We start from the raw sequence: 13756 nt of genomic DNA, 5'->3' as shown, positions 1-13756 counted from the left end.
AATCAGGCTCATTGATTAATACGCATTCCTTGCGGTTTATTGCCTAATCGTACAGAACGTGAACGCGCTTTCTTATATCCTATTAGCGAACCTTAATCCTGCTCAGACACAGACCAAACCACTTGCGTTCCATCACTCAATTGCGCCACCAAGCCTTTTGCGGGCACAGTGATGCCCGACATACCGACTGGTTGGTCGGTAAAGTTGGCGGTTAGCGTCGACCCATCGCTAAATTGGGTCTGCTGCACGCGTCCGCGTTCATCCAACCAACGAAAGTCCACCAAGGCTTTGTCCCAAAGGGCTTGATGAATTGGCATAAAGCCCTGTTGGTAATGTTTAATCGCACGAATCCGAGGTTGCGATGGCGACGTTGCTTCATCACGACTTAAATGCACCATGGCGGGCACATTATAAAGCATGGCTATTAAATCTCTCTCAGCACGAACATTGGTAAACTTTAGGCTATCGCTATGCCAGTGGTGGCTATTGATCACCTCATCATGGAACACCGCTTGATAAAGCGGGATACGAAATTGGGGCGCAAATAACAATGCTTGGTACAGCGGCTTCACTTTCGCCGGCTGAAAGAAAAAAGCGGGCTTGTTATCCGGATACCAAGGACCGAGATAATAGGGAGATGCACGATTAGACTTCATGTCTTTATCTGTCCATCCAAAACCAATCGTTTCTAGGCCATGAGCAAAAGCGATGCCCTGCGTGGTCAAACTGTTGCCATCTTCCGAGCCCAACACGACAGCCTGACGATCTACGATCGATTTCATCCGTTGATTGAACGCCGCCAGCATATCGACTTCGCGAGTATCACGGCGATAATCTTCTCGCGCCATCGCAGTCGCATCCACATCAATAAACAAGCTATTGAAATGTCCATATTTAATGATATCGGCGATACGCTGAGCGACATAATCAACATCACAGGCAGGATTGAGATAGAAGCCGTTGCCGCGAAACCCTTTTTTCAATTTGCCATTGCGCTGTTCAATCGCACACGATGTGCGCATCACATCCGGTAATTGTGCAGTCAGCCAGCTATCGTTCACGCCACGTGGGATCGCGGTATTGTAGGAGTCATAGGGGCCAATTAAATAGCCCGCTTGCTTGGCTTTTTCGACGACATGCGGCTGATAAAATGCCGGCATCCAATTGTCCAAGCCTAACCACAATTGACGGATACCCGCTTTGTGTAAACTGTCGAGCATCTCAGTGGAAAGCCCCTGCCCCCACTGGTCTGCCGGTTTAAGGTACTGTCCTGCCCTCGAAGCTAACCACTTTTTACGTTGCTGCGCGGCCTGATACTGCTGTTTGATGGTATTGTCTTTTTCGGTGGGAGCGGTCGCCGAAAAGATCTCTGCCAACGCACGATTAATGCCATTCACCAAAGTGTTTTTATGATATTTGCTAAACCAGCCTTGGTCACCGGAAAGCTCTCGGAGCGCCGCTTTGGTCTCATCATCAAGCGGCAATAGTGACGTATTCAGCGCCCAATGTTTCAGTCCCCACCAATCCTTCACATCATCACGCGCAAGCGGTCCTTGACCAAATAAATACACATGGGTCGCGCCAATTAGCTTGGCCGTTTCAGGGTTTTGTTGCACTTTTTTCGCCAACGAGGTTGCTTGATGCTGCTCTTGCCGCCACTGGCGATACCATTTAGCCCCATCCAATGGATGCTGACCCGGTTTAATCCTTACCACAAAGGGGTCATGGCGATTTAACGGCGTAAAGGTATGAACCGCGCCCGTCGCGAGTTTGTCATGTTTGCGAGCAAAACTCAGTCGGTTATTGGTGGCGGTGACTAGATGGTAACTGACATATTGACGACCTATCTGAGCCGTCCAAAACGGCATTTTTAGATCTTGCGTGGTATTCGCACCATCTCGGCTTGCCTGCAGATAGTCAACCCATTGCGGATGATCCGTGGGTATTCGCATTCCTTCGCTAAACGGCAATAATAAGGCTTGGGTGTCCTCGACCGGTAAATTAAACCAATTCACTGAAACGGGGCGTTGGCGTGTCACTTTAGCGTTGTCATCCAACGACATAGACAACGTCAACGCGTTATCCAAGGTGGCAGATACCTCGATATTGGCAGGCATCCAGCGCCAGTTAACTTGATTTGGCGCTGGGTGACGTATATTCACCACCTGCTGGGGCTTCTGACCCACTGCCAAATTAGCGTCATTAATGGGCAGACTGTCCCAGTGCATCCTCAGATCGCTAGGGTTAATGGTGACGTGTGTATCTTGATGGGTCAAAGTGAGAGGCGCTGCGTAGGCAGTTAGGCTGAATAGCGTCAGGCCACATGCAACACAAGAAAAATAAAAAGATGATAGATTCACGCGCTGTCTCCAGTTGATGTCAGCGCGCTATTAAATGCTAACGTCCTCCCTCATTTGTCACCTCGATGTCTCTTTATTCGCTATTAACAGCCTCTGTGCGGATGGCAGCATTGGGCAGCGGCAACGSCAATCGCTCAACATAGTTGACTTTTATTGCGCCTTGATACTCAAAGTGACTGACAGTGACGCTTAAATGCTCCGCATTAACAAGCGATGAAGAGGGCAATTTTATCTTGGTTGGCGCGTGGGAGTTGTCTGCGCGGCCGGACAAATAAATCGGCGTTTGTTCGACCCAGCGATAGGCGTCATCAAGCCACAACCAGTGTGCAGCGGCTGGCGAACAACTCAAAGGCGTATAGGGCAAATCGATTGCGAGCTGTTGATCAGGATGACCTATCAGTTTTACCCAAGGGCGGCGTGGCAGCCCATACACCACCAAACTATAATGCTGACCACCCATTTTTAACTCATAAATACCAGGAATAATTTGGGTAAATAGTTGCCCTGATTCAATTTCTTGATACCCACTTTTCGCGTTCAAGATCTCATTGAGCACCGTTTGCCCGGTAGGATCAGTGAGGGTTAGCAAGGTATCACGCTCGACCTGCTCGGCAGAAAGTTTGATTTCATAGCCAAGACTTGACGCGCCTGCCCGTCGTACAAAGGCAATGGTCAACCCTTGAGGGATCCCTTTACCGTTGGGCTCAGTTAACTGTTGGCCACAATCCGTTTGATTGATGATCGCGTACTTGATCTTCGCCCAATGCTCAGTCGGTATCTGCTGCTGAGATAGCGCAAAAATAAGCTCTTGCCACGCCACTTTAGGCCTCTCTGCGAGGAGGGCCTGATAGGTTTCCTGCATCGGTGTTTTTGGGAACCAAGCTTGCTCAGCACGGACGCTGAAGCTGCAGACCATGCATGCTATCACCAGTAAGTGGTAGCCAAACCCGTTCATAGCACCACCAACCGATACCCGACACCGCGATGCGTCTCTATCGCTAAACCGGGTAACTTTTGTCGTAGCCGCAACACATGGTTGTCAACCGTGCGCGTGGTAGGAAATGCCTGATATCCCCATATTTTATTGAGCAGCTCTTCGCGATGAAAAACCCGCCCTTGGTTTTGTAACAGCAATAGCAATAAATCAAACTCTTTAGGCTTGAGCGTCACGTCTTGGTCTTGCCAATACACATTGCGGGATCCAGGTTCAACCGTGATCTGCCCGTATACGAGTTGGCTTTCTCCTAAGGGCCGCAACTGGGCATAGATGCGCGCCAAGAGCTCCTGATGTGAAAAGGGTTTAACCACATAATCTTTGGCGCCGGCCATTAAGCCCTCAACCCGTTGCTCAACCTCAATTTTGGCTGTCAATACGATCACTGGCACTGCTTTTAAAGACAGCCAATGAGGCAGATGCGCTAAACTATCGCCATCGGCGAGCTGGCGATCTAAAATCACCAAATCGGCATGAAACCAATGCTTATCCACCTTATTACTCTCGGCCAGCCAGGTGCATTCAAACCCTTGCTGTACCAAAAACTGGCGTAAGCCTTCCCCTAATAAGGTGTCATCTTCAATCAACAATAGGTGGCTCATTGCGGCAACTCCAGAATACAGCAGGTTGGGTGGCGCTTGATCACTAGCTTCCCTCCCATTTGACGCATTAGACGCGCCACTAAAAACAATCCAATCCCCATGTTTCTTTCTGACGGTGACGACTTATATCGCCGCCACAGCCTTTGCCACCAGGATGGAAAAACACCGTTATCATACACACAAACACGCACGCGCTTGTCCACGCATACACGAATCCAAATTTGATCACCGCCATGATGATGTGCATTTTGAATCAGGTTTTTCAAGCATATGGATAACCAGTAGAAAGGCAACGTCAGTGTTTTATCTTGCTCAAGGGTGTAGTCAACCTCTAGGCAATCGCAAATATTATCTAGCCACTCCGATAAGGACGCAGTTTGTAACTTAAATTGCTCTCGTTTATCGGTACTTAAATAGCCCTTACTGGTCTCTGTCAGCTGACTTAGGCGTTGATGATCCGCCAGTAATCGCCAAAGCACATCTTGCGTGCTGGGCTCAAGCAAGTCGAACTGGCTGCGCAACATTTCCACCGTCATGCCTAAACTTGCAATCGGCGTTCTAAGCTCATGGGTCAGTAACTGCAGGATAAACTGACGCTCACGGCGCTGCTGGTATCGATCGTATAGGCTACGAGCTAAACCAACTATCAGCGCACAAAAAACCGCTACCAACACCGCAATCATCACGCCACGATAGGCCGGGTGGAGTTGATTACAAATATTGCCATAACGGTAATCACATCCCGTGGTATCCGTCGATAAACTCAAACGATATTGTTCAGCAATTGGTGCCCATTGTTCATGAGACAGCGCCTTCCACCCTTCTTCGCCGTTAAGCCACAGGCGCCCGCCATCTAAATACGCACGGTAACCACTAAGTAACGCGTCGCGGCCAGCCTGACTGAGAGCATTCAGTGCGGCATGTAGGGGATGTTTTTCATTGGCTAAGGTAAAACGTTGTATCAGTTCAGGTGACGGCGTGGCGATACCACGTGCTGACACATAGCGCTCTGCATAACTTCCACCGGCAGGATGGAGCAGCGGATTTTGCTCAAACCACTCAATGGATAAAGGCTCATCACGGCACAAAGCCAATTCAAAGCGCTGGGCGGCTAACAAAAAGGGGGACACGATACTGGGGGTCGGCTGGCACGTTTGCACCACTTGGTGTAGCGCGTTTAAGTCCTGCCAATCAACATCCTCGAAATCAGGATACTGCGACTGGCTAACCAATAAAGACTGCGGATAGGCATTTAGTGCCGGCTGTGCAACCATCAAGGTGCCCGTTTGCCAGGCCTTATCATAAAATCCTTTCAGTTGCGTGTGCAGCTCACTGGCCACCGTTTGGCTGCTGAGTAAAGCCAACAATAACGCTGCTAACGCTCGAAACACCACTTTGCCACCCTTATGGACCATCACACTTACGCTACCAGCGCCAATGATTAAATCATAGCTAAGCGGTCAGGGGCTGTGTCATCCGAGTGTCAACATCACCGTTCACCAATGAAACGACGTATCGCATGAATAGATTAAAAAGGGGCACACGGCGAAACATAAGAAGAAGAAAAGAAGATGTTGCCGACACGATAACGGTTCAAAGCTGAACATGAGATCAATGGGTTAGGAGATATATGACGCCATACCCTCCATAGTAAAGACAGAACAACGAGCCACCAGCTAAACAACATCTTGATTAATACAAAGGTGAATACAATTTGTAGTCTTTAAATCTTTGTCTCTTATAAGATTTAAGTCAAAAACAACAAGCGCATTACATAGTAAACTCAACCACTCAATATGAAGGGAGAAGATTATGCCAGGCGCTTTTGCTCATATTACCTCCGTTAACGTGGCTTCTGCGAGCAACGCTTTGATGTCTCTAAAAATGCCTCTAGAAGCCAAAAAAGCTTTAGCTCAAAACAAAAGGTATTTGGAGCTCGGTTGCGTCAGCCCCGATTACCCTTACCTGGATCTCATGGATTCAGACCAAAAAAAATGGGCTGACGAAATGCATTACAACAATGTCGGCAAGTTGATAAATGCTCTCATTCAGCAAGTGAAATTAGTCAATAGCGAACATCGCGAAAAAGCCTTTGCATGGTTATGTGGCTTTGTAGCACACGTCGCTGCTGATATAACCATTCATCCCGTCGTTGAGATGAAAGTTGGTCCTTATGCTGAAAACGCTAAAGCCCACCGTATTTGTGAAATGAATCAGGATGCCTTTATCTGGTATTCTCGATTGAAGCTGGGCAATATTGGCATGGCTGACCGTGTAAAAGAAAACATAGGAAGCTGCGTAGATATCAACGACGACAGTTCCATTGATCCGATTATCAACGACATCTGGCTCATGGCGCTTAATGCTGCCTACCCTGGCTACGCCAATGAATGTCAGCCAAACATCAACGCTTGGCATAAAGGATTCCAAACAGTTGTAGATAACGCCGAAGAGTCCCATCGCTTGTTTCCTTGGGCTCGGCATGTTGCTTCACAACAGGGCTTAACCTACCCTCTTCCCGATGAAGTCGATACAACTTTTATCGAAAGCCTCGAAACGCCCGATGGAGCTAAACACTATGACGAAGTCTTTGATAAGGCCATCGACACAGTCAAGTTATTTTGGGAGCAAGCCGCAGCCGCTGTGTTTGAAAACGCCGAAACAGACTTCTTCAAAAATTGGAATTTAGATACAGGTCGCTGTGAAAACGGCCAGCTGACAGCTTGGGGGAATCAATGCGATTAATCACTGCTCTTGCAATGCTTATGGCTATAGCGTCTTGCTCTACGCAAGCCAAATACTCGGATGAAGTGATGTATGACATGGCATCTATTCTTAAAGATGTATCCCAAGCTATTGACGGTGAGCTTAAGTGGGGAAATACCGAAGGACTCAGCCAAGAAGAGATTATCTCAAATGCCACCTTGACTAATCCCAATCAGCTGCCAGAGCTCGAGGTGCTCGCCCAAGAAGCGAAAGTGACTAACTATCGATTACTACAAGAGTTTCAAGGAGGCAATGCAGTCATGCTGATATGTGACGGTGACGTGGCACTTATGGAGGACGCTGGCTGCAACGCTGAATTTGACAAGATCTACTGGAAATCACCAAGACCAAATACCTGTAGTATTAACCTTGATGCCGTAGCACTTTGCTCAAACTAAAAACTTATTGAGGGTAAGCCTGTCCTTGCCCTTCAATTCTGCCAATTGCCTACGTGAAGTTAACGCCAGCACGTTGGCTTTTAGACACATGAATCCGCTGTGATAGGTCGTTGATGGCGACTAATCCAGCTGCACCAATTTGAACAACTGTGCTTGTAGCATGTATGCCAGCAGTACATGTATAACTGTGCAACAGTTTTAGATTATATGGGACTGAATTAACTCTGATCTGGTTATTGGTTACCAGTTAAAGGGGAAATGCCTAAAACTTCGCTACAGCCATCTTGCCGACAAACTGCCGACGAAACTCATCCCGTCAATTCTACTGGCAGGCTTTATCTTCAGAAATGCCTCACGTCCGTCTTTATAGCTAACTCGAACACCTGGCGTATAAGGAAAGTTTTACCTTCAATTTGGTAGCAAAACCTTCTGGCTAAACCTCGAAACCCACAACTTCCTTGCAAGATTTGAGGTGAAAGCCGGTATCGAGCTCCATTGAGAATTCAACGGTAAGACCGGCACTGTTCTCTAAGCTTTAGATTTCAACGCTAGATGGGATTTTATCGCATGTCGTTTTATTGCAAGTAATTGTAACTGTGCAAACTTATGGTGTGAGAAAGAGAAGAGCAGAAAGGGCGGAGACCTCCCCAGCTACATCCCGGCACACACGTCCCAAGCGCGGGCTGCTTCCTTCCGGACCTGACCCAGTACACAAGATAGTGTTGCGGGAGAACCAAGGAGGCCTCCATCGATATGTCGTTAAGCTTGCTTAACTGCGGGGCATTATGTGGCAAGGCTGGATGCAATGCAAGGAGGATTCATGACCTCATTCGTTAACTGTTTATCTTCTAGGCAATTTTCCTACTGATCGTCCGGCTCTTCCAATAGCAAATACTCACCAACCCAAATCGCCGCAAGCATGGTGGCCCACGCGACCAATAGCGACAGCGTGAGTTGTCCAGGAGTAATCCACGTAATCACCAAAAACGGAATACTCGGGATAAGATGCAAGGCAAGGTGACGTGAGCGAGCAAATTGTGGTGTGAATCCCACCCACTGTAACAACCAAATAATCATCACCGTTGTCGCACTCCATAACGCAGCAGGCCAGCCACTCACCGCCACTAATACAGGCAGTAACAGCCAGGCCCCGCGATGGGGAGGCTGGTAACCTGGCCAATATCTGATCGCAAGCCATAACCCCACGAGTGCTAGCGTTTGCAGCGCGAGAGTACTCGGTGAGCCACCCAATTTAGCTTCAGATTGCAAAGCCATCATCCCCGCGAACATGGCAACCATCACCGCACCGAGTAATAGCTTGACGTGTGGATGTCGGTCGGGATTGAACCAGAGAGACAAAGCCGGCAAAAGCAATAGCGTGCTCGCGGCTAACAGCGCAGGGAGATGTGGCAAGGTAAAGGCAAAAATCGCCATCGCTAGCGCTAAGCACCAACTCGCGAATTTATCTGGATAGAAAAAGAATAAAGCAGACGCGCCAATCGCTAGACTATTCAGGGAAAACGTGGCGCTAATCCCCGCGACAGCGATAACCGTCAGCACCAACACGGGCCAGAGAAACAGTGAGATTCGCATGCACACTCCTTGTGCGGATATCTCTCACCAGTGTAGCGATCAATGCCCCGCACGCACCAGTGTTAGCGTTGGATCATAGGTATGATTCGTATCCGTGATCACTTTATTGACCGTATTGGTAATAAACAGAGGCCGATCACTCACATCGATCTGGGCGGTGATCACATAATCGTGCGTCGTCGTAATTTGGCTCGGATCATAGTTGAGGGAAAAATGCAGAGGCGCTTGTTGCCCCTCCGTCACGAAAGACTGTCGACTGATCACTTTGCCTGGCGCATCGATGTTTTTAATCTCTACCAAGCGCACTGTCACACTGGCATTTTCGGGCAACGCAAGGCGTTCTCGATACACCAAGCTACCAGAAACATTTGCTAAATCATTAGGTTGGCTATTTCCAGAACAAGCAGTAAACACCAAAGCAGTGAATAAGGCGAACAATAGAAACGTTAGTTTCTTCATTAAAGAATCCTCACTGAAGCACGTTCAAATGCGGCAAAAACGCTAAGGTTATGATAGCTTGAACAATAACAATGGAAGCATAGCATGAATCAAGGACTTATGAGCCAACCACTGAAAGAACTCTTACAGCTGCTAGAGCTTGAGCGACTAGACACTGGCCTGTACCGCGGTCAAAGTGAGAACCTTGGACTCCCCCAAGTGTATGGTGGGCAAGTGATTGGACAGGCCTTATCGGCCTCCAAAACCTCGGTTGACCCTGATCGCTTTTTGCATTCATTCCATAGCTATTTTCTGCGCCCAGGCGATCCTGAGCAGCCGATCATCTATGATGTTGAGATACTCAGAGACGGAAAAAGTTTCAGCACACGGCGAATAAAAGCCGTGCAGTACGGCAAACCGATTTTTTATCTCACCGCCTCTTATCAAGAAGAGGAAGAAAGCTTTGAGCATCAAAACACCATGCCGACAGACGTGCCAGCGCCCGAGACCTTGCGCTCTGAGCAGTCACTTGTCAATGATATCGCTCACAAGCTTCCCCCTAATGTGGTCAAAGCCTTTGGGGGTGACAAGCCGATTGAAGTGCGGCCTGCCACAGTGATCAACCCACTTAAACCCCATTCCGCGCCGGCTAAGCAATATCTGTGGATCCGCGCCAATGGTGAAGTCGGCGACGATTTTCATGTCCATCAGTATTTACTCGGCTATGCCGCCGATTGGGGCTTTTTGGTCACGGCGTTGCAGCCTCATGCAGTGACGCTACTTACGCCGGGCATGAAAGTGGCCACCATTGATCACTCCATGTGGTTCCACCGCCCGTTTAGAATGGATGAGTGGCTACTGTTTGCGATTGAAAGCCCCTCCGCCAGTGGCGCGCGTGGCTTTGTACGCGGCGAACTTTTTAATCAGCAAGGCGATCTTGTTGCTTCAGCGACCCAAGAGGGTTTGATGCGTAAGATCTCCTAACCATCAACGTCTCTAACCCGAGCGAGTCTGAGCAGCACAAAAAAGGGGCATTGCGCCCCTTTTTGATTGCTTCACTCATGACTGAGCCGCTACACCTGCGCTTCTTCCTCTAATGCGGCTAAATGCGCGCTGGCTTGCTGGAGTTGATACATCTGCCAGTAGCGGCCTTGCTGACGCAGCAGGCTTTGATGACGCCCTTGCTCAATCACACGGCCACGATGCAAGACGAGGATGTTATCGGCCTCGGCAATGGTCGATAAGCGGTGCGCAATCACCACCACCGTCATCTGTTGGCGTAACCGATTCAGCGCCTGTTGCACAAGCTCTTCGGTGCCGGAGTCAATATTGGCGGTGGCTTCATCAAGGATCAGAATTTTAGGCTGACGCACTAACACGCGCGCCAGAGCCAACAGCTGGCGCTGACCGGCAGAAAAGGTCATCCCGCCCTCGCCAAGTAAGGTATCCAGCCCCGCTGGCAACCCTTTCACGTAATCTGCCAGCGCCACTTGTTCGAGCGCATGCCAGATTTTTTCATCGTCCAGCGTCTGCCCCAACGCGATGTTTTCTCGCAAACTCCCCGTCAGCATGTGCGGGTCTTGTTGCACCATGGCAACGCCCTCACGCAAGCTTTGATGACTCAAGCTTTCGATCGGTAATCCACCCAGCGTCAGCGTCCCCTCACCTGCGCGATAAAATCCCATCAGTAACGACGCCAAAGTTGATTTACCGCTGCCCGTATGTCCCACCAACGCCAGAAAGCCGCCGGCCGGGACGTCTACATTCACGTCTGACAACACCGGTGTTTCACCGTCGTAGGAAAACGATACATTCTGCAGTGCAATGGCTCCATCAGGGATCGGCGTGGTGTCATGGCCATATTGCTCAGGCGGCGTATCCATCATTTCGAAAAGCCGCTCACCGGCCGAGATAGCCTGCTGAAGTAGTGACAGTTGCTGCATCATTTCAATCAATGGCTCGGTGATCCGCCCCAAATAGCTTAAAAAGGCGTACAGCACCCCGACCCCAATTACTGCTGTGCCGCTAAAACCGAAGATAGCCACCAAAGACAGCAACGCGGCCCCTGCCAATAAATCAATCAAAGGGCGAAGATAGATCCCGTTCAGGCGTTGAATAGTCACCATGGCATCTAGGTGATCCGCAGTCATATCACTGAATCGCGAGGAGAACGCCCGCTCTTGCTGCATTAGCTGAATCAAATTCATGCCGAGCACAGATTCGTTCATCACCCCGTTGATGTCTGCGAGCCGATCTCGTGCCCGACGATACGCAGGCGCTGAACGTTTTTGATAGCGCGCCATCACCAGCACCACACACGGCAGTAGCACCAACACCACCATTGTCAGTTGCACACTGAGCATTAGCATCGCCACCAGCATCACACCAATCAGTGCGATGTTACGTAAAAAGGTAGAAAGCACCGACACATACAGCTCTTTTAACGACTCGGTGTCATTGGTCAAGCGCGATACAATCCGCCCCATTGGCACATAATCAAAGGCTGACAGAGGCTGTTTAATCACGTTGGCGAACACCGCTTTACGAATACGTTGAATGATGGCCACCGCCATGGTGTTAAAACGCAGCTCGTACTGATACTGAAAGCCCGCGGAGACAATGGTCGATACGATATAACCCACCGCCAGTGCCCACATGATCACCGCCGGATAATGATCTTTGGCGACATAATTATCGAGAAAGATTTGCACCAAATAAGGACCTGTTACTTCGGCCACAGCCGCCACCAGCAAGAAAACCGTGGCAATCACAAATTGACGCCTGTCGCGGCGCATGTAGCTTAGCAATCGAAATAAGATCTCTCGCTTAGTCATGACGCGGCTCCTCATCGGCTTCCAATGCCGCTTCCAGCTGCTGATATTGGTGCATTTCTTGATACCATCCTGGCTGTTGAATCAATTGGCGATGCTGGCCACGCTCTCGGATTTGCCCGTGGCTGAGTACCACAATTTCATCGGCGTTTTCGAGTGCCGATAAGCGGTGGGCTATCACAATCGTGGTACGGGTGTGCTGATGCTGTTGCAGGTTCTGCAAAATACGGTGCTCGGTGTCACCGTCAACGGCTGACAAGGCATCATCCAAAATCAAGCACTCCGCTTCCACCAACAAAGCGCGGGCAATCGAAATCCGCTGCTTTTGACCACCAGATAAGGTGATCCCTTTTTCACCGACTGCGGTTTCATACCCGTGCGGCAGCTGACGGATGTCTTCATCAATACAGGCAAGTTTCGCCGCCTGTTCGATTTCCACTTGGGTCGCATCCGGACGACCAAGAGCGATGTTTTCCGCAATCGAGCGCGAAAACAAAAACGGCGTTTGCGTCACTACCGCAAAACGTTGTCGCCATGACGACAAATCAGCCTCCGCTATCGACACATCACCATAGCGAATATCGCCTTTTTCAAGCTGGGTCAGATGAAGTAGCAATTGCAATAAGGTTGATTTACCACTGCCGACTGGACCGGCAATCCCCAGCATGGCCCCAGGCGGAAGCGCCACATGGATATATTTGAGGGCAAAACTGTCATCCGGTTGCCACTTAAACTGCTCAATGGCCAGTGCTAACGGCTGCATGGTGTCAGGCAGCGGCGTGTCACCACCAACAATGTCCGGCTGCTCTTGCAGCAACGCATCTATCCGCGTCCAAGCGGCGCGCCCACGCTCAATAATATTAAATAGCCACGCCACTGCGAGCATCGGCCAAATCATCAAACCTTGATACAAGGTAAATGCGGTAAGATCCCCAAGCGAAATCTCACCGTTAGCGACCAAGTAGCCGCCGCCAGACACGGTTAGGAAAAACGAAGCGCCAATGGTGCCTTGGATCACCGGCGAAAACAGCGCATCAACCCGTGCCACCGCGAGGTTTTTCTCCCCGGTACGATCGGCAACTTGATTAAACTGATTCATCTGGTGCTGCTCTAAGCCGAATGCACGTACCATACGCACCGCCGACAGTGAGGACTGACTCACCTCTGACAGCTCAGAAAACGCCGCTTGCGATTCAGTAAAGGTATGGTGCAAACGGCGACCAAAGCGATTAACCAGTACTGCCATTACCGGCATCGGTAACAGGGCTAAGAGTGTGAGCTGCCAGCTAATTTGGCTCACCATCACAATGAGCACGGCGACGCCTGTGATAATAGAATCCCCAGCGGTCAGAACCCCTTCACCGGCCGTCATCACCACCGCTTTCACATCATTGGTAGAACGCGCCATGATATCGCCACTCGGATAGCGACGGAAAAAATGCGGTGATTGGCGAGTAAAATGATCATAAAGCCGGTTGCGCAGCACAGTGCCAAGCTCAGCCGCAGCACCAAACAGCCAGACTCGCCACACAATGCGCAGCACATATACCACCACCCAAATGGCCAGCATACCCGCAAGTAGCCACATCAGTAGCTCAGTAGAAATCTCTCCAGCAACCACGCCATCGACCACATGGCCCACGGCCATCGGTGGAATGAGCTCAAAGACAGAGACAAATACCAAAATAATCATAGCGCCGACATAACGACGCCATTCACGTTTAAAAAACCAGCCTAACTGCCAAAACACCTTCATGAGGTCTCCTTTTTATCC

General features: G+C 49.8%; 11 protein-coding genes and 1 other RNA gene. 3 read left to right on the top strand and 9 right to left on the bottom strand.

The annotated features are described in order from the left end of the window. Nucleotides 1–92: 92 nt before the first annotated feature. The 4 genes from BZG73_RS02990 to BZG73_RS02975 all read right to left on the bottom strand — a co-directional run bounded on the left by BZG73_RS02990 (nucleotide 93) and on the right by BZG73_RS02975 (nucleotide 5371). Nucleotides 93–2228 carry a glycoside hydrolase gene (locus BZG73_RS02990; protein ID WP_077667541.1) on the bottom strand — a complete coding sequence of 712 codons (2136 nt, stop codon included), beginning with the start codon at nucleotides 2226–2228 and terminating at the stop codon, nucleotides 93–95. Nucleotides 2229–2433: 205 nt separating this feature from the next. Beyond that, complete coding sequence (locus BZG73_RS02985; RefSeq protein ID WP_077667540.1) at nucleotides 2434–3315, bottom strand: DUF2861 family protein; 882 nt, start codon at nucleotides 3313–3315, stop codon at nucleotides 2434–2436. Next, entirely contained in the window at nucleotides 3312–3956 is a 645-nt protein-coding gene (locus BZG73_RS02980) for a response regulator transcription factor (RefSeq protein WP_077667539.1), read from the bottom strand. The genes BZG73_RS02985 and BZG73_RS02980 overlap by 4 nt, the downstream gene beginning before the upstream one ends. Then, complete coding sequence (locus tag BZG73_RS02975; RefSeq protein ID WP_077667538.1) at nucleotides 3953–5371, bottom strand: ATP-binding protein; 1419 nt, start codon at nucleotides 5369–5371, stop codon at nucleotides 3953–3955. The genes BZG73_RS02980 and BZG73_RS02975 overlap by 4 nt, the downstream gene beginning before the upstream one ends. 397 nt (nucleotides 5372–5768) lie before the next feature. On the opposite strand from BZG73_RS02975, the gene BZG73_RS02970 reads away from it, so the two are divergent. Beyond that, nucleotides 5769–6701 (top strand): zinc dependent phospholipase C family protein, encoded by a 933-nt coding sequence (locus BZG73_RS02970; protein WP_077667537.1) that lies wholly within the window; start codon nucleotides 5769–5771, stop codon nucleotides 6699–6701. A 20-nt stretch (nucleotides 6702–6721) separates the two neighbouring features. Then, a complete protein-coding gene (locus BZG73_RS02965) occupies nucleotides 6722–7120 on the top strand; it encodes a hypothetical protein (RefSeq protein WP_235606009.1) in 399 nt (132 codons plus the stop codon). A 642-nt stretch (nucleotides 7121–7762) separates the two neighbouring features. On the opposite strand, the gene ffs is transcribed toward BZG73_RS02965, so the two are convergent. The 3 genes from ffs to BZG73_RS02950 form a co-directional block, all read right to left on the bottom strand. Further along, nucleotides 7763–7859, bottom strand: an RNA gene (gene ffs, locus BZG73_RS02960) — signal recognition particle sRNA small type. 122 nt (nucleotides 7860–7981) lie between these two features. Next, on the bottom strand, nucleotides 7982–8713 hold the full coding sequence (locus tag BZG73_RS02955) for a VP0952 family biofilm-associated protein (protein WP_077578531.1): 732 nt from the start codon (nucleotides 8711–8713) through the stop codon (nucleotides 7982–7984). 39 nt (nucleotides 8714–8752) lie between these two features. After that, nucleotides 8753–9172 (bottom strand): YbaY family lipoprotein, encoded by a 420-nt coding sequence (locus BZG73_RS02950; protein WP_046073620.1) that lies wholly within the window; start codon nucleotides 9170–9172, stop codon nucleotides 8753–8755. Nucleotides 9173–9271: 99 nt separating this feature from the next. Here BZG73_RS02950 and tesB point away from each other — a divergent pair, with 99 nt between their 5' ends. After that, entirely contained in the window at nucleotides 9272–10135 is an 864-nt protein-coding gene (tesB, locus tag BZG73_RS02945) for an acyl-CoA thioesterase II (protein ID WP_077667555.1), read from the top strand. Between the two features lie 89 nt (nucleotides 10136–10224). On the opposite strand, the gene BZG73_RS02940 is transcribed toward tesB, so the two are convergent. Continuing rightward, entirely contained in the window at nucleotides 10225–11985 is a 1761-nt protein-coding gene (locus BZG73_RS02940) for an ABC transporter transmembrane domain-containing protein (RefSeq protein WP_077578532.1), read from the bottom strand. Continuing rightward, nucleotides 11978–13738 carry an ABC transporter transmembrane domain-containing protein gene (locus BZG73_RS02935; RefSeq protein WP_077667535.1) on the bottom strand — a complete coding sequence of 587 codons (1761 nt, stop codon included), beginning with the start codon at nucleotides 13736–13738 and terminating at the stop codon, nucleotides 11978–11980. Before BZG73_RS02935 ends, BZG73_RS02940 begins: the two co-directional genes overlap by 8 nt. Nucleotides 13739–13756: the final 18 nt, after the last annotated feature.

Origin of the sequence: Salinivibrio siamensis (assembly GCF_001996005.1) — a bacterium.
Taxonomy (GTDB): Bacteria; Pseudomonadota; Gammaproteobacteria; order Enterobacterales; family Vibrionaceae; genus Salinivibrio; species Salinivibrio siamensis.
Note: the sequence above shows the minus strand (reverse complement) of the source record. Positions and strands in the feature narration are given on the sequence as shown.